Origin of the sequence: Niveispirillum irakense DSM 11586, from assembly GCF_000429645.1 — a bacterium.
Classification (GTDB): Bacteria; Pseudomonadota; Alphaproteobacteria; order Azospirillales; family Azospirillaceae; genus Niveispirillum; species Niveispirillum irakense.
Genome location: NZ_AUCG01000016.1, coordinates 97303 through 116982, shown reverse-complemented (window position 1 = coordinate 116982; position 19680 = coordinate 97303). Strand labels below are relative to the sequence as shown.

19 protein-coding genes are annotated in these 19680 nt (G+C 62.4%); 11 read left to right on the top strand and 8 right to left on the bottom strand.

The genetic code is table 11. The features are described from left to right. Nucleotides 1-14 precede the first annotated feature (14 nt). The 4 genes from G473_RS0103980 to G473_RS0103965 all read right to left on the bottom strand — a co-directional run bounded on the left by G473_RS0103980 (nucleotide 15) and on the right by G473_RS0103965 (nucleotide 2701). The gene (locus tag G473_RS0103980; protein ID WP_029012037.1) at nucleotides 15-434 is read right to left on the bottom strand and encodes a hypothetical protein; all 420 of its coding nucleotides are present in this window, start codon (nucleotides 432-434) and stop codon (nucleotides 15-17) included. A gap of 33 nt (nucleotides 435-467) precedes the next feature. After that, nucleotides 468-1241, bottom strand: coding sequence for an NAD kinase (locus G473_RS0103975; protein ID WP_029012036.1), 774 nt, complete (start codon nucleotides 1239-1241; stop codon nucleotides 468-470). A 107-nt stretch (nucleotides 1242-1348) separates the two neighbouring features. Continuing rightward, nucleotides 1349-2401 (bottom strand): GTP 3',8-cyclase MoaA, encoded by a 1053-nt coding sequence (gene moaA, locus G473_RS0103970; protein WP_035705335.1) that lies wholly within the window; start codon nucleotides 2399-2401, stop codon nucleotides 1349-1351. 105 nt (nucleotides 2402-2506) lie between these two features. After that, nucleotides 2507-2701: a DUF3553 domain-containing protein gene (locus tag G473_RS0103965; RefSeq protein WP_029012034.1), complete on the bottom strand. Its 195-nt coding sequence runs from the start codon at nucleotides 2699-2701 to the stop codon at nucleotides 2507-2509. Nucleotides 2702-2832: 131 nt separating this feature from the next. On the opposite strand from G473_RS0103965, the gene G473_RS0103960 reads away from it, so the two are divergent. The 6 genes from G473_RS0103960 to G473_RS0103935 all read left to right on the top strand — a co-directional run bounded on the left by G473_RS0103960 (nucleotide 2833) and on the right by G473_RS0103935 (nucleotide 9459). Continuing rightward, entirely contained in the window at nucleotides 2833-3486 is a 654-nt protein-coding gene (locus G473_RS0103960; protein WP_029012033.1) for a histidine phosphotransferase family protein, read from the top strand. 272 nt (nucleotides 3487-3758) lie between these two features. Further along, a complete protein-coding gene (locus G473_RS0103955; protein ID WP_029012032.1) occupies nucleotides 3759-6509 on the top strand; it encodes a hybrid sensor histidine kinase/response regulator in 2751 nt (916 codons plus the stop codon). After that, a complete protein-coding gene (locus G473_RS0103950; protein ID WP_029012031.1) occupies nucleotides 6506-7000 on the top strand; it encodes a chemotaxis protein CheW in 495 nt (164 codons plus the stop codon). Before G473_RS0103955 ends, G473_RS0103950 begins: the two co-directional genes overlap by 4 nt. 27 nt (nucleotides 7001-7027) lie before the next feature. Then, complete coding sequence (locus tag G473_RS0103945) at nucleotides 7028-7393, top strand: response regulator (protein ID WP_029012030.1); 366 nt, start codon at nucleotides 7028-7030, stop codon at nucleotides 7391-7393. A gap of 21 nt (nucleotides 7394-7414) precedes the next feature. Next, nucleotides 7415-8635, top strand: a complete 1221-nt coding sequence (locus G473_RS0103940; protein WP_051329860.1) for a protein-glutamate methylesterase/protein-glutamine glutaminase — start codon at nucleotides 7415-7417, stop codon at nucleotides 8633-8635. Further along, complete coding sequence (locus tag G473_RS0103935; protein WP_029012028.1) at nucleotides 8632-9459, top strand: protein-glutamate O-methyltransferase; 828 nt, start codon at nucleotides 8632-8634, stop codon at nucleotides 9457-9459. Before G473_RS0103940 ends, G473_RS0103935 begins: the two co-directional genes overlap by 4 nt. Nucleotides 9460-9600: 141 nt before the next feature. Here G473_RS0103935 and G473_RS24985 read toward each other — a convergent pair whose 3' ends face one another. Beyond that, nucleotides 9601-10509: an alpha/beta hydrolase gene (locus G473_RS24985; protein ID WP_084437618.1), complete on the bottom strand. Its 909-nt coding sequence runs from the start codon at nucleotides 10507-10509 to the stop codon at nucleotides 9601-9603. Nucleotides 10510-10823: 314 nt separating this feature from the next. On the opposite strand from G473_RS24985, the gene G473_RS30195 reads away from it, so the two are divergent. The 3 genes from G473_RS30195 (at nucleotide 10824) to G473_RS0103915 (ending at nucleotide 14559) form a co-directional block, all read left to right on the top strand. After that, nucleotides 10824-11351 carry a hypothetical protein gene (locus tag G473_RS30195; RefSeq protein WP_154667247.1) on the top strand — a complete coding sequence of 176 codons (528 nt, stop codon included), beginning with the start codon at nucleotides 10824-10826 and terminating at the stop codon, nucleotides 11349-11351. 675 nt (nucleotides 11352-12026) lie between these two features. Next, on the top strand, nucleotides 12027-13190 hold the full coding sequence (locus G473_RS0103920) for an ATP phosphoribosyltransferase regulatory subunit (RefSeq protein ID WP_029012027.1): 1164 nt from the start codon (nucleotides 12027-12029) through the stop codon (nucleotides 13188-13190). Between the two features lie 76 nt (nucleotides 13191-13266). Continuing rightward, nucleotides 13267-14559, top strand: coding sequence for an adenylosuccinate synthase (locus G473_RS0103915; protein WP_029012026.1), 1293 nt, complete (start codon nucleotides 13267-13269; stop codon nucleotides 14557-14559). A 52-nt stretch (nucleotides 14560-14611) separates the two neighbouring features. On the opposite strand, the gene G473_RS24980 is transcribed toward G473_RS0103915, so the two are convergent. After that, entirely contained in the window at nucleotides 14612-15931 is a 1320-nt protein-coding gene (locus G473_RS24980; protein ID WP_035705332.1) for a chloride channel protein, read from the bottom strand. A 190-nt stretch (nucleotides 15932-16121) separates the two neighbouring features. Between G473_RS24980 and G473_RS0103905 the strand changes: the two genes are divergently transcribed. Continuing rightward, on the top strand, nucleotides 16122-16946 hold the full coding sequence (locus tag G473_RS0103905; RefSeq protein ID WP_154667246.1) for a hypothetical protein: 825 nt from the start codon (nucleotides 16122-16124) through the stop codon (nucleotides 16944-16946). A gap of 24 nt (nucleotides 16947-16970) precedes the next feature. On the opposite strand, the gene G473_RS0103900 is transcribed toward G473_RS0103905, so the two are convergent. Both G473_RS0103900 and rsmI read right to left on the bottom strand, forming a co-directional pair. Continuing rightward, nucleotides 16971-17363, bottom strand: a complete 393-nt coding sequence (locus G473_RS0103900) for a YraN family protein (RefSeq protein WP_029012024.1) — start codon at nucleotides 17361-17363, stop codon at nucleotides 16971-16973. Beyond that, a complete protein-coding gene (gene rsmI / locus G473_RS0103895) occupies nucleotides 17347-18321 on the bottom strand; it encodes a 16S rRNA (cytidine(1402)-2'-O)-methyltransferase (protein ID WP_245579981.1) in 975 nt (324 codons plus the stop codon). Before rsmI ends, G473_RS0103900 begins: the two co-directional genes overlap by 17 nt. 30 nt (nucleotides 18322-18351) lie before the next feature. Here rsmI and G473_RS0103890 point away from each other — a divergent pair, with 30 nt between their 5' ends. Next, complete coding sequence (locus G473_RS0103890; RefSeq protein WP_245579980.1) at nucleotides 18352-19677, top strand: penicillin-binding protein activator; 1326 nt, start codon at nucleotides 18352-18354, stop codon at nucleotides 19675-19677. Nucleotides 19678-19680: the final 3 nt, after the last annotated feature.

The window sequence follows — 19680 nt, the reverse complement described above, 5'->3', positions numbered from 1 at the left end:
CAGCCCTTTATCATTCAGGCATCCACGCCCGGTGCCTGGGACAGGCGCGCAGCAAGATCACGGATATATTTGCTGTCGCCTGATGGCAGGGTGCCGCGGCCGGCCTCGTCCTGCATGTCCAGCAGATCCTGGCGGGTATCATCGGACAGGACGAAATCACTCAACAGCCGGGCAATCAGGGCGGCATCATCGTCATCTTCCCACGAACGGTCGGGCGCCAGGCCCGGTGCGGGATTGGGATCGGGGATGGAGGCTTCCGGCGGTGCCGGGCGGGCTGTCCTGGCATCGGCGCCCAGCAGCAGCCCATCCCAGCCATAGCCGGATTCGGCGACGCGGGCATGGATGGTGCGGGCCGCGGCCAGCACCACCTGATCATCCTCATCTCCCAGCCGGTCCAGCAGGTCGATGAAACTATTGCGGTCCATGAATGGCATGTGGTCCTCCCGATCTTCGAAGGATAGACGTTGCTATGGCGTGAACTGTTCCTTGAGGATCCGTTCCTCCAGCGCCAGTTCCGGGTCGAACAGCAGGGTGCTGGCCACGCCCCGATCCTCGTGAATTTCCACCCGCGCCACATCGCGCACTTCGGTGAAGTCGGCCACGGCACTGACCGGGCGCTTGGCCGGTTCCAGCACATCGAAGCGGATTTTGGCGGTATGCGGCAGCAGGGCGCCGCGCCAGCGCCGGGGACGAAAGGCGCTGATCGGGGTCAGGGCCAGGATGTCGGCGCCCAGCGGCAGGATCGGCCCATGGGCGGACAGGTTATAGGCGGTGCTGCCGGCGGGGGTGGAAACCAGCGCCCCGTCACAGACCAGTTCCTCCATCCGTTCCACCCCGTCCACCATGACGCGCAGCTTGGCGGCCTGCCGGGTTTCCCGCAGCAGCGACACTTCGTTGAAGGCCAGGCCGTCGGTCACGCTGCCATCCTGACGGGTTGCCGTCATGCGCAGCGGATGCAGCACCACGCGCTGCGCCCGCATCAGCCGGGCGCTCAGCCCATCCTCGCTGAAATCATTCAGCAGGAAGCCGACTGATCCCCGGTTCATGCCATAGACAGGCGTGCCCAGCGTCAGATAGCGGTGCAAGGTTTCCAGCAGGAAGCCGTCGCCCCCCAGGGCGACGATGATGCCGGCCTCCTCCGGCGGCACGCCGCCATAGCGCTGTGCCAGCCTCTGGCGGGCAGCGCAGGCATCGGCCGTGTCGGCGGCAACAAAGGCGAGGGGCTGGGGAACAGGCGTCAAGCTGGGTTCCTGGCGGCTCCGGAGGGTGGCGGCACCTTATACAGGTTGTGCGCGCCGGTCATCTGTCATCCGGTGTCAATAAAGGGGGCCGGCCATTACGGGCGTGGTTAACCGCCCGTCACGCTCATATGCCGGCCCACGGCAGGGCCACGGCGACGGTCGATGATGAAATCATGCCCCTGCGGCTTACGGGTGATGGCTTCGCGGATTGCCTGGATCAGCGGCCCGTCATTATCGGCGGCCCGCAAGGGCGCGCGCAGATCGGCTGCATCCTCCTGCCCCAGGCACATGTAAAGCGTGCCGGTACAGGTGACGCGCACCCGGTTGCAGCTTTCACAGAAATTATGCGTCAAGGGCGTGATGAAACCCAGGCGCCGCCCGGTTTCCTTCACCGTCACATAACGGGCGGGGCCGCCGGTACGGTAATCGCTGTCCAGCAGGGTCCAGCGCTTTTCCAGATCGGCCCGCACATCGCGCAGGGACAGGAACTGTTCCTCCCGCACCGCGCCCCCGCCATTGCCATCCATGTCGCCCAGCGGCATCACCTCGATCAGCGTCAGGTCGAAGCCCTGTTCGCCGCACCAGGCCAGCATCCCGTCCAACTCGTCGTCATTCACGCCTTTCAGGGCGACGGCGTTGATCTTCACTTCCAGCCCGGCCTGTTTGGCCGCTTCCAGCCCTTCCAGCACCTGGGGCAGGCGGCCCCAGCGGGTGATGGACTGGAACCGGCCGGCATCCAGCGTATCGACGGAGACATTGATCCGCCGGACACCGGCGGCGCGCAGATCATCGGCATGGCGGGCAAGCTGGCTGCCATTCGTGGTCAGGGTCAACTCATCCAGCGCCCCGCTGCGCACGTGGCGGCCCAGGCTGCGGATCAGTTCCATGATGTTGCGCCTGACCAGCGGCTCCCCCCCTGTCAGGCGCAGCTTGCGCGTCCCCAGCGCCACAAAGGCGGAGCAGAGCCGGTCCAACTCCTCCAGCGACAGGATGTCGGCCTTGGGCAGGAAGTGCATGTCTTCCGACATGCAATAGACACAGCGGAAATCACACCGATCCGTCACTGAGACGCGGACATAGGTGATGGCCCGGCCAAATGGGTCGGTCAGGGGGGCAAGGCCGCCGCGCGGGGCAGGCGCCAGTCCATCGGCAAGGGGCATGAGGAGATGCCTCGGGTTCAACAGAGATCAGGATATGGCATGCCGGCAGGGATGCTCAACCCCTGACAGTTCGTGCCCCGCCGTGCCGTGCCGATTCGGGTGACGTCACGGCCCGGCGAGGGCAGGGTCGTCATCATCCACCAGGCTGAGGGGGGCGGCTGTGATGTCGATCAGTAATTTGCCGGCATTTTCGAAATTGACCGTCACCCGGTGGCCGATCACGGACTGGACCTGACCCAGCCCCCAGTCCGGCTGCGCGGGATGGCGCACGAAAGCGCCCGGCACAAGTGTTTCATCCATATCGTCTGTTCCCGATCATGATCCGGCCGGTCTATGCTCCTGCCGGGTAAAAAGAACAAGCACCTGGCTTCTTCACACATATATGTAACAGCATGGTTGTATCAGCGTTCCGATGACAGGGGGAATCGGTCATGGAAGCGGTATTAGGGCTGCGGGCGGTGGAATTACTCTGTTCACGCCTCTGCCACGATTTGGTGGGCCCGGTCGGCGCCGTGAATAACGGTGTCGAGTTGATGGAGGAGATGGCCGATCAGGGGTCAAATCTCATTGAGGCCGGGGATGCGCTGGATCTGATCGCTGACAGTGCCGCCAGTGCGGCGCGGCGGCTTGCCCTGTTCCGGCTTGTGCTGGGGGCCGCCGGGGCGCAGGGGGGGCTGCGTCCTGCCGATGCCCGTGCCGCCCTGGATGGCTGGTTCCATGGTGGCCGCATCTCCCTGGACTGGGCTGCGCCCCCGTCGATGCCAGCATCCACAAAACCGGGCCTGTTGAAGCTGGCCCTTCTGGCGGCCTTGGTGGTGGAGGAGGGGATGCCCCGTGGCGGTGTCCTCCGCCTCTCCCCGACGCCTGATGAGGGGGGGCTCACCATTACCGGCACCGGGCAGGGGGCCGCTTTCCGGGCGGAAGCATTGCCGGCCCTGGCCGGGACGCTGGATGATACGGCGTTGGAACCGCGGTCGGTGCTGGCCCACCTTCTGCCCCGCATGGCTGCATTCTATGGTTTCAGCCTGTCTACCCGGCAGGCGGGTGGTGAAATCGCGCTGCTGATCGAGCCGGTGAGCGGGTAAACATTTCCCCTCTCCATATGATTTGTCTCAACGCGAAGGGCGTGGAAACACGATATTCGAATGGCCCTACCTAACCGAAAAGAGGTAAGGTTCCACTTGCCAAAGTGTGGGGCGGCGGGCCATCAATTCGGATAGTAAGATGATTTAAACGAACTTCGGATTAACTTCATTGGCCTTTGGCGCTGCTCTGTGGCCGGATCGCTTCCGGCCAGTGCGCAAGTCAGTAGGCGGACAGTGCGGAAACTGGGGTTTTCCCGAACGGGGCATGGACCATGGATGATCTGCTGAGTGAATTTCTCACCGAGACCAATGAAAATCTTGCCGTCCTCGACGTCGAGTTGGTCAAACTGGAACAGAACCCCAATGATCCGGGGCTGTTGAGCAATATTTTCCGTCTGGTCCATACCATCAAGGGAACCTGCGGGTTCCTGGGGCTGCCACGGCTTGAATCCGTTGCGCATGCTGCCGAGAATGTATTGGGCAAGTTCCGTGACGGCGAACTGCATGTTTCCCCCTACGCCGTTTCGCTGATCCTCGAATCGCTGGATACGATCAAGGGTATCCTTTCGGTTCTTGAGCAGACCGAGGCGGAACCGCCCGGTGGTGATCAGGACCTGATCGACCGGCTGAATGCCATGGCCGAAGGCCGGGAATTGCCCAAGGCAGGTGCTGCCCCCGCTGTGGTGGAAACCCCTGCCGCCGCCGAGAGCGATCCCGATCAGCTTTTCGAGCCGGTTCCGGCCCATCTGACCCACACATTGGGCCCTGCTGCCACCGCGGAGCCGGCTTCGCCCCCGCCGCCCCCGCCGCCGGTTCCGGTCGCTGCGGCCCCGGCCGCGGCGCCGGCTGGTCGCGATGTGGCGCCTGTTGCCCACGCCGCCCCGCCGGCAGAGCCGCCCCCGCCGCCGCCGCGCGTGGAAGCCGCCAGCACCCCGGCCGACGATGTGCGTGGCGAAAGCGCCAAGGAAAGCGCGCTGGCCCAGCAGACCATTCGCGTGCATGTGGATCTGCTGGAAAACCTGATGACCATGGTTTCCGAACTGGTGCTGACCCGCAACCAGCTTCTCCAGATCCTGCGGTCGCAGAAAGACAGCGAATTTGCAGCACCTTTGCAGCGCCTGAACCATGTAACGTCGGAGCTGCAGGAAGGCGTGATGAAGACGCGCATGCAGCCCATCGGCAATGCCTGGGCCAAGCTGCCGCGTCTGGTCCGCGACCTCAGCCACGAACTGCACAAGAAGATCGAGCTGCAGATGCTCGGTGCCGAGACGGAACTTGACCGTCAGGTGCTGGAACTGATCAAGGATCCGCTGACCCACATGGTTCGCAATTCCGGCGACCATGGTCTGGAAATCCCGGCTGAACGTCTGGCCGCCGGCAAGTCCGAGACGGGCCGCATCACCCTGAACGCCTTCCATGAAGGTGGTCATATCATCATCGAGATCAGCGATGATGGTAAGGGTCTGGCCCTGTCCAAGATCAAGGCGAAGATCATTCAGAATGGTCTGGCGAGCGAGTCCGAACTTGCTCAGATGTCGGACCAGCAGATCCAGCAATTTATTTTCAAGCCGGGCTTCTCCACCGCCGCCAAGGTCACGTCTGTTTCCGGCCGTGGCGTCGGCATGGATGTGGTGAAGACCAATATCGAGAAGATCGGCGGCACGATCGAGATGCGGTCGGTTGAAGGCCGTGGCACGACCTTCACCATCAAGATCCCGCTGACGCTGGCCATCGTGTCGGCCCTGATCGTGGAATGCGCATCCGAACGGTTCGCGGTGCCGCAGATCAGCGTGGTTGAGCTGGTGCGCGCCGCTGATGACAGCGAACACAAGATTGAGCGTATCAATGGTGCGCCGGTCCTGCGTCTGCGCAACCGTCTGCTGCCGCTGGTCAGCCTGCAGCGCCTGCTGAAGCTGGGCGATGCCCAGGATGACGATAAGCGGGAAACCTTCATCGTCGTCAGCCAGGTTGGCAATTACACGTTCGGCATCATCGTGGACCGCGTCTTCGACACCGAAGAAATCGTGGTCAAGCCGGTGGCGCCGATCCTGCGGCATATCGAACTGTTCTCCGGCAATACGATCCTGGGCGATGGTTCGGTGATCATGATCCTGGACCCGAACGGTATCGCCACCGCATCCGGCAATATGACGGTGCAGGACACCCATGGTGCGGCGCAGGAAGTGGCCAAGGCTTCCACCCGCCGGGAAGACGACAAGATGGCGCTGCTGCTGTTCAGCGCCGGCGAGGGTGGGCCGAAGGCGGTGCCGCTGTCGCTGGTCGCCCGTCTGGAAGATATCGATCTCAACCAGGTGGAACTGTCCAACGGCGAGCCGGTGGTCCAGTATCGCGGCAAGCTGATGCCGCTGGTGCCCATCGATCCCAACTGGAAGATCGTGCGCGACAAGCGCCAGCCGGTGGTGGTGTTCGCCGATGGCGAGCGCTCCATGGGTCTGGTGGTGGACGAGATCGTCGATATCGTCGAGGATCGTCTCCAGGTCGAGCTGGGGACCGAGCGTCCGGGCTTCCTGGGCTCCGCCATCATCGCCAGCAAGGCGACCGATGTTATCGATGCCGGTTTCTACCTGACCCGCGCCTTCAAGGACTGGTTCGGCAACGCGCATGAGAGCTTCGAGGATGAGCGTCAGCACCGCGTTCTGCTGGTGGATGACAGCCCGTTCTTCCGGAACCTGCTGACGCCGCTGCTGACCGTCTCCGGCTATGATGTCACAGCGGTGGAAAGTGCCGACGAGGCGCTGGCCCTCTGCGACAATGGCGAAGAGTTCGACGTGATTGTGTCCGACATCGAGATGCCGGGCATGAGCGGGTTGGACTTCGCCCAGGCTGTGCGGGCCACCACCCGCTGGGCCTCCACACCGCTGGTGGCCTTGTCCAGCCATTCCACGCCCCGCGACCTGGATCGTGGCCGCGAGGCCGGCTTCAACGATTATGTCGCCAAGTTCGACCGTGAAGCTCTGCTCTTCACCCTGCAGCAGACCATTACCGAAAAAGGTGCCGCATGAGCGCGCGTCTCCCTGCCGTCAAGAAGGCTGGTTCCCAGGAAATCGCCATCGCCAAGAACGAAGATTTCGTGACGGCGACCATTGCGGATCAGCTTTTCGGTATCCCGGTTCTGCAGGTACAGGACGTTCTGGGGCCGCAGAAGATCACCCGCATCCCCCTGGCGCCGCCGGAAGTGGCGGGTAGCCTGAACCTGCGTGGCCGCATCGTCACTGCGATCGATGTGCGCCTGCGCCTTGGCCTGCCCGCCCGTACGGGTGGCAAGCCGGGGATGAGCATCGTTGTTGACCATAAGGGGGAGCTTTATTCCCTTATGGTGGACCATGTCGGCGAGGTGTTGAGCCTCACCACCGACGATTTCGAACGTCACCCGGCAACCATGGATCAGCGCTGGAGAGAAATTTCCACAGGTATTTATCGCCTGAAGGAGACTCTTCTCGTTGTTCTGGATGTCTCCAAGCTGCTGAATTTTGCTAATATTGAAGCGGCGTAAACCACGTACGACATCCGAGGTCGATTGATGAAGTCCTGTCTTGTCGTCGATGACAGTCGCGTCGTCCGCAAGGTGGCGCGTAAGATCCTGGAAGAACTGGGATTTACCTGCGATGAAGCCGAAGATGGCAAGCAGGCCATGGATCATTGCGCCCGGGTCATGCCCGACGCGATCCTGCTTGACTGGAACATGCCGGTGATGACCGGCATCGAGTTCCTGCGCCGTCTGCGGAAAATGACGGGTGGCCAGGCGCCGAAGGTGGTGTTCTGCACCACCGAAAACGACCTGGCACACATCCAGGAAGCGCTGTCGGCCGGGGCCAATGAGTACATCATGAAGCCCTTCGACAGCGATATTATCCAGACCAAGTTCCAGCAGGTCGGGCTCCTCTGAGCCCGTCCGGGATTGCAGACAATGAATGAGCTTCCCGGAAGATCGGTGCCCCAGGTGGCATCGGCCGGCACAGAGCCCTACCGGGTCATGGTCGTGGATGACAGTGCTGTCATCCGCGGGCTGCTGACCCGTTCCCTTGAGGGAAATCCGGAGATCAAGGTCGTTGCATCTGTGGCGAATGGTCAGATGGCCATCAACACGTTGCAGCGCCAGACGATCGACGTGATTGTCCTTGATATCGAGATGCCGGTGCTGGACGGGCTTTCCGCCCTGCCGCACCTGCTTGCGATTGATCCGCATGTGAAAATCGTCATGGCTTCGACCCTGACGGCGAAAAATGCGGATATCAGCTTGCGCGCCTTGAAGGCGGGGGCGGCGGACTATATCCCCAAGCCCTCTTCAACGCGGGAGTTGACCAGCGCTGATGATTTCAAGCGCGAGTTGACCGAGAAGGTGAAGGTGCTGGCCCAGGCGGCCCGGCGCGCCGACCCCCGCAAGGCGGGGGGGGCGCCGGCAACCAGCCCGGCGGCACCTGTTGCCCGCCCGGGTCTGGCCACGCCGTCCACCGTCACGGCGCAGCCGACCACCAGTTACACCTTGCCGACCCCGGTCCGTCCCAAGCCGGAACCGGCACCGATCACCTTGCGCACGCCGGCGGATTTCCGGCCCGATGTCCTGGCGATTGGCAGTTCAACCGGTGGTCCCCAGGCCCTTTTTGAGGTGTTGAGCCACTTGAAGGATCTGAAGCAGCCGATCCTGATCACCCAGCATATGCCGGCCACCTTCACGACCATTCTGGCCGAGCATATTACCCGGCAGTGCGGCATTGCCTGTACGGAAGCCAAGGATGGGGAACCCATCGTCGGCGGCCATGCCTATGTGGCACCGGGCGATTTCCACATGCTGGTGGTCCAGAAGAACGGTGTGAATTGTCTGGCTCTGACCAAGGATCCGCCGGAGAATTTCTGCCGGCCGGCGGTGGACCCGATGCTGCGCTCTATTGTAAAGGCCTATGGCCGCCGCGTGCTTGTGACCATTCTGACCGGTATGGGCCATGATGGTCAGCGCGGATCGGAGAATGTGGTCCAAGCCGGTGGTTCCATCATCGGTCAGGACGAGGCGTCCAGCGTTGTGTGGGGCATGCCGGGTGCGGTGGCCACGGCAGGTCTCTGCAGCGCGGTGCTGCCCCTTAAAGAAATCGGCCCCTATATCCGTAAGCTCGCATTGAGGCAGGCAGCATGAAGGTCGAAGATTTCGATATGTTCTGCACCCTGCTGCGGCAGCGTTCCGGCTTGGTGCTGACCTCTGACAAGGCCTATCTGCTGGAAAGCCGGTTGATGCCGGTGGCCCGCAAATGGAACCTGAAGGGTCTGGATGAAATGGCGGCCCAGGTGCGCACAAAGCGGGATGAAGCCCTGCTGCGTGACATCACCGAGGCGATGACCACCAACGAATCCTCCTTCTACCGGGATCAAAAGCCGTTCGACCAGTTCAAGAGCGTCGTTCTGCCGATGATGCTGGCCAACCGTCAGGCCAAGAAGGTGATCCGGATCTGGTCGGCGGCCTGCTCTTCCGGGCAGGAGGCCTATTCCCTGGCCATGCTGCTGGCCGAGGAAGGTGCCAAGCTGGCCGGCTGGAAGATTGAGATCGTCGGTACCGATCTGTCTGGCGAAATGGTGCAGAAGGCCAAAGCCGGCCTTTACACGCAGTTCGAGGTGCAGCGCGGCCTGCCCATCACCCTGCTGGTGAAATATTTCAAGCAGGTGGGTGACAAATGGCAATTAAGCGATGACATCCGCAACCGGGTTCAGTATCGCGAATATAATCTGCTGGGTGATCTGGCGCCGCTGGGGCAGTTCGACATCGTCTTCTGCCGTAATGTGCTGATCTATTTCGATCAGCCGACGAAGACCAAGGTGCTGGAGGCCATGGCCCGTCAAATGCCACCGGATGCCGTTCTGTATCTGGGCGGTGCGGAAACGGTGCTTGGCATCACGGAAAAGTTCAAGCCGATGGAAGGTCAGCGGGGGCTTTACACGCTCGCCGGGGCTCCACAGAAGCTATAAGTAAGGATAGGCACTGCCGTCCAATGGAAAGCCGGCCCGAAAAGGCCGGCTTTCCTTGCTTTCGGGCCGTGTAGCTGCTCTCTATCCTTACTTGGAAACGGAGTCGCAGGCGGTCATCGCCATTCCCGAGTCGTTGACGGATCAGATATCCAGCATCTGTTCCACGAACCCCAATGCCCGGCCCAGCGTGTCATCATAAGGGGAACGGCCAGTGACGGGATCGGGGACGCGGCTGTTATAGAAGCTATGTTCCAGCCCCTCATATTCCACCAGCCGGCAGATACGGCCGGCATCCGTGGCGTGGTCGCAGAAGGCCCGCACACTGGCAATCGGCACCTTGCTGTCAGCCGACCCGTGCAGGATCAAGGTCGGCGGCAGACCGCCAACGCCCATGCGGCTTGGTGAAATCCACCAGGCCAGGGGCTTTAAGTAAATCGGGGCGGGGCTGACCAGATCGACGGGGGGATTGAACAGGACCAGGGCCGCCGGCTTGGCGCCGGCACTGGCGGCCAATGACGCCATCAACGCCAGATGCCCCCCGGCAGAACCACCCGCCAGGGCAATACGCCGACTGTCGATACCATAGGCGCTGGCATGGTCATGCAGCCAGTCATAGGCGGCTTCGGCGTCGCTGACGGACTGCACCGGGGTGGAGCCATCGCGGCATTTCACCCGATAATCAGCCAGGATGGCGACATATCCCCTGGCGGCGAAGGCCTCGGCCTGGGGCCTGAACGCCTCGATATTGCCGGTGCGCCAACTGCCGCCGAAGAAGAACAGGATGGCGGGCCGGCCACCCGTTGGGTTTCCGGTGGGGTGAAACAGATGCAGGCGCAGGTCGCGATCACCTGGATGGGCATAAGTGACGCTTTGCGCGCCCGGCAGCGTGTCGGGCTGCGCGGCCACGCCGTCACATTGGTCGGATAACACCCCGGCCACCGCGGCCTGCCGCTCTGCCGCCATTCTGTCGTCTGGCCCCTTACCACACCCGGTAAGGGCCGCGCACAGCAGCAGCGCGCCGGCCCATCGCCGCCCCGTTTCCCCTGCCATCTTGTCTTAATCCCGTTCCTGTCCCGGTTCCGTTGACCGTACCGGTTAATGGCGCAGCTTTATCAGGTTCCACCGGAAACGGGCAGTGACTTCGTGAGATGGTCGCTGGCGGTGCTTGAAACGACGGTAGCCAATGACGTCGCGTCTCTCCCATGGTAGCAGGGTCGCCGTCCTTGGCGTCCTTGCCTACGCTATTGATTTAATAAATTTTCATCTATTTGTTGAATTATTTTTCTATTTTCAAAGCGATATTGACGGTTTGAATTTTGGAATGCTAATTTTTTTAGAAATCATTAAAGAGGAGTGTCGTTAGCATGCGTAAAATTTTTATCGCATTTGCCCTTTTGTTGTCAGGCTGTGGATCGACTCACGTAATGACAAAAGAGCAGGTCGATGCAATGTTCGAGCGTCGATATGAGGGAATAAAACAAGAAGATGTTAAAAAATCTGCAATGAATGTTCTTGTTCTCGCCGATGGTGATGACTTCAAATTTTCCGAATTTGGTGATGGTTTTTCTGCATCTCATAGTTCTACTCTTCTTCCAGGGCAGGGAACTGTGTGGAATTTTCGTGTTCGTGAAGATGGTGGGGTTGTAATTGCAAAATTGGAAGCATTATCCCAAAATAACTACTCGAGTGGAAGATTGGCGGGGGGGTCTGCTTTATTTGATCTGTTTTGGCAAAGGTTGGATTATCTTGTAGGTAAAAAAAGTGATTGGACGACGTGTGACGAACAAGAAGCTAAAAAAGATAAGGACCCAAATTTGTGGGGGCATATTGAGGCATTATGCTTCATTGAAATGAAAGATATGGTCCCCTCTCCTGACTTGGTGCGACGCTAACTGCTTCCGGGTGTTTTTAATATAAGCCTATCCGGATAGGAGGGGGCGGCGCTCGCGTCAGACAGCCATAGGGGCGCCGCCCGTAATAGGTCAGAAAGCTCCACCTAGTAATTCTCACTGGTAAATGGTGTGGATAAATACCAATGGGGTTGGATTAAAATCCAGTGTTTATACTAAGTTCACGTGCCTTATTTGAGTTAGGTAAAAAATTCATGTATAAAAGTGCCAATAATTTAATTTATAATAATAATGTACAACTATAATATATTTGTTGTAATTTTCAATTATATTATAGTTTAATACGGCAATTTAATTTAAAAATGATAATTTTTGATTTAAAATGATGCGAAAAATTTAGGCATCAATATTTGTAATTATTCTGTGCCAGAATCCATATTTCATATCCTTGAATATGAATTTAGCCCTATCACCTTGAAAAAAGCTGGAAATGGGTGAACGGATAAGCAGCAATTCGTCCATAGTTGTATATTACAATGACCATCACTCGTGCATGTTGGCTGCTTGCCCTATCCACCCTGCACGCGCGCAGGGCAGCCGCGCTATGCCGGGTATCCTTTGCATTTGCGTGAAGGCGGGGTGTGGGCTAAGACCGGTTACCGGTGTTGGGGGGCCACCCCCGGCCATTGGCATGTATGAGACATCGGTTCCTGCCCCATGAGCGATACGCCCACCAAGGCGCTGGCCGCCAAGGCATTGCTGCCTACCGGATTGCGTGACCTGCTGCCGCCGGATGCGGAGCATGAGGCGCAGGTTGTCGGCCGCCTGCTGAAGGAATTTCACCGTCACGGCTATGAGCGGGTGAAGCCGCCTTTGGTGGAGTTCGAGGAGGGGCTGCTCTCTGGCTCCGCCGCGGCACTCGCCAACCAGACCTTCCGCATCATGGACCCGGTATCCCAGCGTATGATGGGTGTCCGGTCGGACATGACGCCCCAGGTGGCGCGCATCGCCGCCACAAGGCTGCGCAAGGCCGCCCGGCCGCTGCGCCTGTCCTATGCCGGCCAGGTGCTGCGCGTGAAGGGCAGCAGTCTGCGCCAGGAACGCCAGTTCGGCCAGGTCGGCGTGGAGCTGGTCGGCCCCGACCGGGCCGAGGCCGATGCGGAGATTGTGCTGCTGGCCGCCTCTGCCCTGTCGGTGATCGGCGCCAAGGGCGTTTCCATTGATCTGACCGTGCCCACCCTGGTGCCTGCCGTGGCCCAGGCGCTGAACCTGACCGCGGATGATTATGCCCGCCTGCGTGCGGCGCTGGACCACCGGGATGCCAAGGCGCTGGCGGAAGCGGCCGGTCCGCATGCCGACCTGTTTGCCGCCATCCTTGGCGCCAGCGGTCCCGCCCCGGCGGCGGTGGAGCGGCTGGCCGCCATCGACCTGCCGCCCGTGGCCCAAGCCGCACGCCAGCGCCTGACCGAAGTGGTGGCGCTGATCGGGCAGGCGGCCCCGCATCTGGCTGTGACCATCGACCCGGTGGAAATGCGCGGCTTTGAATATCAGACCGGTGTCAGCTTCACCCTGTTTGCGCGCGGAGTGCGGGGCGAGGTGGGGCGCGGCGGGCGTTATCGCACCGGTGGCGACAGCCCGGTGGGCGAGCCTGCGACCGGCTTCACCATTTTCACCGACACGGTTTTGCGCGCCATCCCCGGCCCGCAGCCGGTCCCCCGCGTGCTGTTGCCGCTGGGTACGGATTATGCGGCGGCATCGGCGCTGCGGGCGGATGGCTGGCACACGGTTGCCGCCATGGATAATGCCGATGATGTGGTGGCAGAGGCGAAGCGGCTGGGCTGTTCGCATGTGCTGCGCCAGGGCGTGCCGGAAGCTGTTTGATCCTATTGGGTTTCAATGCGGGTAGCGCCCTTCAGGAGAAGGGTGCTGCCACCTTGCGAGAAGAGCGGAGAAAATCATGGCCAATGTGGCGGTCGTCGGGTCCCAGTGGGGCGACGAGGGCAAGGGCAAGATCGTTGACTGGCTGTCCAGCCGCGCCGACGTGGTGGTGCGCTTCCAGGGCGGCCATAATGCCGGCCATACGCTGGTGATCAACGGGGTTGTCTACAAGCTGTCGCTGCTGCCCAGCGGCGTCGTCCGCCCCGGCAAGCTGTCGGTCATCGGCAATGGCGTGGTGGTCGATCCCTGGGCGCTGCTGAAGGAAATCGACGCCATCCGGGAAAAGGGTGTGGAAATCACCCCCGACACGCTGCTGGTGGCCGAGAACTGCGCCCTGATCCTGCCGCTGCACAGCGCCGTGGACAAGGCGCGCGAGGAAGCGCGTGGCGTCAACAAGATCGGCACCACCGGTCGCGGTATCGGGCCCGCCTATGAGGACAAGGTGGCCCGTCGCGCCATCCGCGTCTGCGATCTGGCCGATGAGGCTGTGCTGGAAGGCAAGGTGGAGCAGTTGCTGTTCCACCATAATGCCCTGCTGCGCGGCCTGGGCGCGGAAGAGCTGAAGAAGGAAGAAGTGCTGGCGCAGTTGGCGGAAATCGCCCCGCGCCTGCTGCCCTACAGCGCTGTGGTCTGGAAGCGGCTGGACGAAGCCCGCCGCCAGGGCAAGCGCATCCTGTTCGAAGGTGCCCAGGGCGCCATGCTGGACGTGGATCACGGCACCTACCCGTTCGTCACCTCCTCCAACACGGTGGCCGGCAATGCCGCTGCAGGGTCGGGCATGGGGCCGGGCTCGGTCGGCTATGTGCTGGGCATCACCAAGGCTTACACCACCCGCGTCGGCTCCGGCCCGTTCCCCACGGAACTGCTGGACGAGACGGGCGACAAGATCGGCCAGCGCGGCCATGAATTCGGCACTGTCACCGGCCGCAAGCGCCGCTGCGGCTGGTTCGATGCCGTCATGGTGCGTCAGGCGATCAAGACCGGCGGCATCACCGGCATCGCGCTGACCAAGCTGGACGTGCTGGACGGGTTCGACGAGCTGAAGGTCTGCGTCGGCTACGAGTATAAGGGTGAGGTGATCCAGCACCTGCCGGCCGGCCAGACGGCGCAGGCGGAAGTGCGCCCGGTTTACGAGAGCTTTGAAGGCTGGAGCGAAAGCACCCAGGGTGCCCGTTCCTGGGCCCAGCTTCCCGCCGCTGCGATCAAATATGTCCGCCGTATCGAGGAACTGATCGAAGCGCCGGTAACGCTGCTGTCCACCAGCCCGGAACGCGACGACACGATCCTGATGAAGGATCCGTTTGAGGATTGATCTGGTTTGACTAGAAAACGCCGCCCCACCGGGCGGCGTTTTCATGTGTGGTTTAAGGGGCCTGCTGGTCCCGCTTCTCCGTTTCCGCCGCCTTGGGCAGATAGCGGTGGGCGAGTGCGTGATAGACGGCCGGCGCGCCCGTCATGCGGGAGATGGAAAAGCCGATCAGGCTGGCCATCATCACCGGGGCCGCCATGGCATGGTTGCCGGTCATTTCCAGCACGATGACGAAGGCCGTGATGGGGGCCTGCACCACGCCGGCGAAATATCCCGCCATGCCCAGCAGGGCAGCCGCACCCACGGCATGGCTGTTCAGGATATCGGCAATGGTGGCCCCCATCCCGGCCCCGATCGCCAGCGATGGGCTGAAAAAGCCGCCCGGCACGCCGGTGATACAGGAAAGCAGCGTGGCGGCGAACTTGGTCAGCATGAAAAAGGGGGAAACGCCGCCCTCGCCATCCAGCAAGGCCTTGGATTGTTCATAGCCGGTGCCGTAGGTGGCGCCGCCGGATGCCAGCCCCAGCAGGGCGATCAACAGGCCGCAGCCGGCGGCGAACAGCACCGGATGGCGCTTCAGGCCCCGGCCCAGCCGGCCGGGCAGCCCATAGGCGAAGCTGACCATCAGCCGGCTGAACAACCCACCCATCAGGCCGCCGACAACACCGCAGGCCAGCACCAGCGACCAGTCTTGCCAGCCGTGCAGCACCTCCCGCGTGTGACCGAAATAGGTGTAGTCCCCCTGCATGGCGAGCGAGGCGATACCGGCCAGCAGCACGGCGGACAGCACCAGATGGGCGGAGCGGACCTGGAAGGCACGGCCCATCTCCTCAATCGCGAAGACCAGCCCGGCCAGGGGTGTGTTGAAGGCGGCGGCGACACCGGCGGCCGCACCGGCCAGCAGCAGGCCGGGCATCCGGTCGCCCAGCTTGCGGCCGATGGCGTTCATGATGGCAGCACCAACCTGCACTGTCGGCCCCTCGCGGCCCACTGAGGCACCGACACCCAGTGCCAGCAGGGTCAGCACCATCTTGCCGGCGGCGGCAGGCAGCGATACCAGCCGGTCACGCAGTTCCTGGACCTTGGTCGCGCGGGCGGCAACGGCTTGTGGAATGCCGCTGCCGCCGGCCATGGGGAAATAGCGGCTGGTCAGCCAAGCCGACAAGGCCAGACCGCCAGGGGTCAGGATCAGGGGCAGCCAGGGCCAGCGACCGGCAATATGGGTGAACAGCTCTGCGGCACCATCGGCAGCCCAGGCAAACAGCACGGCGACGACGCCGACACACAGCCCCCCGCCCCAAAAGACGAACCGCCGCCGCCAGATATGCGGCGCCACCCATAATTGCCGCCCCCGGCGGACCACGGCGTTCGGCATCACCTCATCCTCTTTATCGCGTGACAAGACAGGACTACGCCGCGGACCCCGGTTTGGGCACCCTTGATCGGGCATGGCAAGCTTGTGCGCTGTGGGATGGTGGTAACGGGCGGGCTTATCTCGCGTACTAAATCTATCATCACGCTTTGTACTATGTAATAATCGGTATTCTCTTGCAGGGGAGGTGGCTATGGTTGTCAATGTGACAGATATTTTTCGTGTTTCAGCAGGGTATGGCCCGTCAAATCCTGCCGCTCTGTTCCAGAAGAAGGAATTTTTACCTTCATCGGCCGTCAACGCCGACCCGGCTCGTCCTGAGGATCAGGTTGTTCTGAGTCCCCTGGCTAAGGCGTTAAAGCAAAAGGAAAGTTCTTCTGCCAGTAAGATGGTTACGCCGTCCGCCCCTTCTGAACAGGATGGGTTGGCGGGTATTTTGTCTGGCGATACGGCAAAAATATTCGCCTCTCTTGATAAAAAAGACCAGGATGAGCTTCAGTCTTTATATGAAAAAGGCAGTGTAACGGCCAAGGATGTTGAGCTTGGTCTGCAATATATGGCGAACCAATCCATATTTATCCAGGCTTGGAGTGAAGAGCCTTTTACAGAAGCGGAGAAGGCTCAATCTGCTGAAGCGAACCGAATAATGGATAAGCAGCGTGAATTGCAAAAGCAGATAATCAGCAACATGCAGTCCCTAACGGATATTTCCGCACAACATGAGCGAGGCGAAATCACAAGCGAGGAAATGAGCGAGCGCATTTCTGAATATCGCCGGCAGGAAGAGGCGTTTGAGCAGGAACATGCAGAAATCCTGAAACAGGACGCCACGGGCATGGCGATGGAAGCCGCAAATGCCCGGTTGGGCCGGGCCGTTGCCAAGATGGGCGGGCCTGCGACCACGCCGGAACAGAAACAGGCGGTCGATAAGCTATTCCAGGCGGGTTTCCGCCCAGAAGGGGTTGCCCCCTTCACCGCCTTCGCCAAAAGCCAGGATAAGCCTGAATTTTTGAGGTAGGCGCGATCGTCGGATTAAGCGCCCCTATCGCCCGGCCTGCCACACATCCGGGATATGCCGGGGCAGGCGGCGGGGCAGGACGGCCATCAGGTCGAAACGGATGCCATGGCCGGCCAGATGCGGGCGTCGGGCAATGAAATGATGGATGGCGGCATGGCGGCGGCGCCAGCTTGTCTGGGGCAGGGCGGCCAGGGCTGCCTCCAGGCTGGGCCGGGCCTTCACTTCCACCACCGCCAGGACCTTGCCCTTGGTGGCGATGATATCAATTTCCCCCACCGGCAGGCGCAGGCGGCGGGCCAGGATGCGGTAGCCTTGCAGCCACAGCATCAGCAGGCAGGCATATTCCGCCCAGCGGCCCAGCCTTTCGGCCCGCCGCCGGTTGTCCCGGTCACCGGGTGCCCTACGGCGTGCGGCCACGGCCGCCGCCCCCCAGTTCCAGCGCCCTGGCATAGACCGCCTTTTTCGGCTGGCCGGTGATGGTGGCGACATGGGCGGCGGCGTCGCGCACGCTCAAGCCTCCTTCCAGCGCCTGGGCCAGCAGCGTGTCCAGATCGGCAGCATCGGTGGCGGCAGCATCGGCAGCGGGCGGGCCGATCACGACGACAACCTCGCCTTTTGGCGGCCCGTTTTCCTCATAGAAGGCGGAAAGTTCGGCCGCGCCACCACGCCGCACCTCCTCAAACATCTTGGTCAGTTCCCGGGCCACGGCCACTTCACGCGCGCCCAGGGTGGCGGCGATGTCGGCCAGCATGTCGCCCAGCCGCTGCGCCGATTCGTAGAAGATCAGCGTGGCCTGCAGGGTGCGGAACGCCTCCAGCGCTGTGCGCCGGGCGGCGGATTTGGGCGGCAGGAACCCGCCGAACAGGAAACGGTCGGACGGCAGGCCCGAGAGGACCAGGGCCGTCAGCGCGGCATTGGCGCCCGGCAGATGGGTGACGGGCAGGCCCTGTTCGCGCGCTTCCCGCACCAGTTTGAAGCCGGGATCGCTGACCAGCGGCGTGCCGGCATCGGAGACCAGCGCGATGGCGGCCCCGCCGGCGACGCGGCCCAGAATCTGTGGCCGCATCTTTGCCGCGTTATGGTCATGATACGGCACCAGCCGGGTGCCAATACCATAACGGCGCAGCAATTTGCCGGTAACGCGCGTATCCTCGCACGCAATGGCATCCACGCCGCGCAACACTTCCAGCGCGCGCAGTGTTATGTCGCCGGCATTGCCGATGGGGGTGGCGACGATGTAAAGCCCGGCGGCCGGTTTACGGATCGGCCCCGTGCCGTTACCTTCCGCCACCGACATGTCGGCATCGCCGGGGACCACCTCGCCCATATCATCATCATCGGGCAGGGTGTCGTCGGGGGTGGGAGCATCGTCCATGGGTTCGATTTCAACAGGATGGGGTTGCGGATGAGACGGATCGACGGGCGCCGGATGGCCGCCAAGCTGGCAGTGCTGGCCCTGGGGGCCGGGCTTTTGTCGGCCTGTGCCAGCCCCGGCACGGTAACGGCCCCGCCCCCTGCCCCGCAAGCCCCTGTCGTGACAACCCCGCCCCCGGTGGTGACGCCCCCGCCCATGGCTGCCCAACCGGTGGATGACAAGGTGCGGGTGGCGCTGCTGCTGCCGCTGTCGGGCGCCAGTGCCGCCATTGGCCAGAGCATGCTGGACGCTGCGCAAATGGCCATCTTCGATCTGGGGGATGAAAAGCTGCTGCTGCTGCCCCGCGACAGCAAGGGCGCGCCCGATGGGGCTGCGGCAGCAGCGCGGACCGTGATCGCAGATGGTGCGTCCATCGTGCTGGGCCCGGTTTTCGCGGCGGAGGCATCCGCCGTCCGGCCCATCGCGGCGGCTGCCGGCCGTCCTGTGGTGAGTTTCTCCAGTGATTGGAATGTTGCTGGCGGTGGCGTCTGGATCCTGGGTTTTCAGCCGCATGAGCAGGTGCGCCGCGTTGCCGCCCTTGCGGCAGACCGGGGGGCCAAGCGCTTCGCCATCCTGGCCCCCGCCACGCCTTATGGCGAGGCCACGGTGCAGGCTTTGTCCAAGGCGGCAGGCCAATGGGGGGCGGAGGTCACCAAGGTGGAGCGGTTTGCCCCCGGAGCCTCCGACCTGACCGAGATTATCAAGCGCCTGTCCGATTATGATAATCGCCGCGCCGCCCTGGCGACGGAACGGGCGCGGCTGGAAAGCCTGGGGGATGAGGCGTCGCTTCAGGCCCTGCGCCGCCTGTCCAATGCCGACACGTTCGGCGATCTGCCGTTCGATGCGCTGCTGATCGCAGAAGGCGGGGCGACCTTGCGCGAAGTGGCGGCGGTGCTGCCCTTCTTTGATATTGATACGGGCCCGGTCCGCCTGCTGGGCACGGGCCTGTGGGATGAGCCGGGTCTGGGACGGGAGCCGGCGCTGGTCGGCGGCTGGTTCGCGGCCCCGCCGGCGGAAGGCCGCACCGCCTTTGAAAGCCGCTTCCAGGAGCTTTACGGCTATAAGCCGCACCGGCTGGCCTCGCTGGCCTATGATGCCACGGCGCTGGCCGCCGTGCTGGCCCGCAATGGTGGTCGCGAAGGCTTCACCACCCAGGCCCTGACCAGCCCCAACGGGTTTGGCGGAGTGGAAGGCATTTTCCGCCTGCTGCCGTCCGGCGTGTCGGAACGGGGGCTGGCGGTGATGGAAGTGACGCGCAGCGGCAATGTCGCCATTGATCCGGCGCCGCAGAGCTTCCAGCCCACGCCCACTTCCTGATCC

Coding starts and splice junctions, on each gene's coding strand:
- G473_RS0103980 (WP_029012037.1), bottom strand. CDS start 434: ATGCCATTCATGGACCGCAATAGTTTCATCGACCTGCTGGACCGGCTG.
- moaA (WP_035705335.1), bottom strand. CDS start 2,401: ATGCCCCTTGCCGATGGACTGGCGCCTGCCCCGCGCGGCGGCCTTGCC.
- G473_RS0103965 (WP_029012034.1), bottom strand. CDS start 2,701: ATGGATGAAACACTTGTGCCGGGCGCTTTCGTGCGCCATCCCGCGCAG.
- G473_RS0103960 (WP_029012033.1), top strand. CDS start 2,833: ATGGAAGCGGTATTAGGGCTGCGGGCGGTGGAATTACTCTGTTCACGC.
- G473_RS0103955 (WP_029012032.1), top strand. CDS start 3,759: ATGGATGATCTGCTGAGTGAATTTCTCACCGAGACCAATGAAAATCTT.
- G473_RS0103950 (WP_029012031.1), top strand. CDS start 6,506: ATGAGCGCGCGTCTCCCTGCCGTCAAGAAGGCTGGTTCCCAGGAAATC.
- G473_RS0103945 (WP_029012030.1), top strand. CDS start 7,028: ATGAAGTCCTGTCTTGTCGTCGATGACAGTCGCGTCGTCCGCAAGGTG.
- G473_RS0103940 (WP_051329860.1), top strand. CDS start 7,415: ATGAATGAGCTTCCCGGAAGATCGGTGCCCCAGGTGGCATCGGCCGGC.
- G473_RS0103935 (WP_029012028.1), top strand. CDS start 8,632: ATGAAGGTCGAAGATTTCGATATGTTCTGCACCCTGCTGCGGCAGCGT.
- G473_RS24985 (WP_084437618.1), bottom strand. CDS start 10,509: ATGGCAGGGGAAACGGGGCGGCGATGGGCCGGCGCGCTGCTGCTGTGC.
- G473_RS30195 (WP_154667247.1), top strand. CDS start 10,824: ATGCGTAAAATTTTTATCGCATTTGCCCTTTTGTTGTCAGGCTGTGGA.
- G473_RS0103920 (WP_029012027.1), top strand. CDS start 12,027: ATGAGCGATACGCCCACCAAGGCGCTGGCCGCCAAGGCATTGCTGCCT.
- G473_RS0103915 (WP_029012026.1), top strand. CDS start 13,267: ATGGCCAATGTGGCGGTCGTCGGGTCCCAGTGGGGCGACGAGGGCAAG.
- G473_RS24980 (WP_035705332.1), bottom strand. CDS start 15,931: ATGCCGAACGCCGTGGTCCGCCGGGGGCGGCAATTATGGGTGGCGCCG.
- G473_RS0103905 (WP_154667246.1), top strand. CDS start 16,122: ATGGTTGTCAATGTGACAGATATTTTTCGTGTTTCAGCAGGGTATGGC.
- rsmI (WP_245579981.1), bottom strand. CDS start 18,321: ATGGACGATGCTCCCACCCCCGACGACACCCTGCCCGATGATGATGAT.
- G473_RS0103890 (WP_245579980.1), top strand. CDS start 18,352: ATGAGACGGATCGACGGGCGCCGGATGGCCGCCAAGCTGGCAGTGCTG.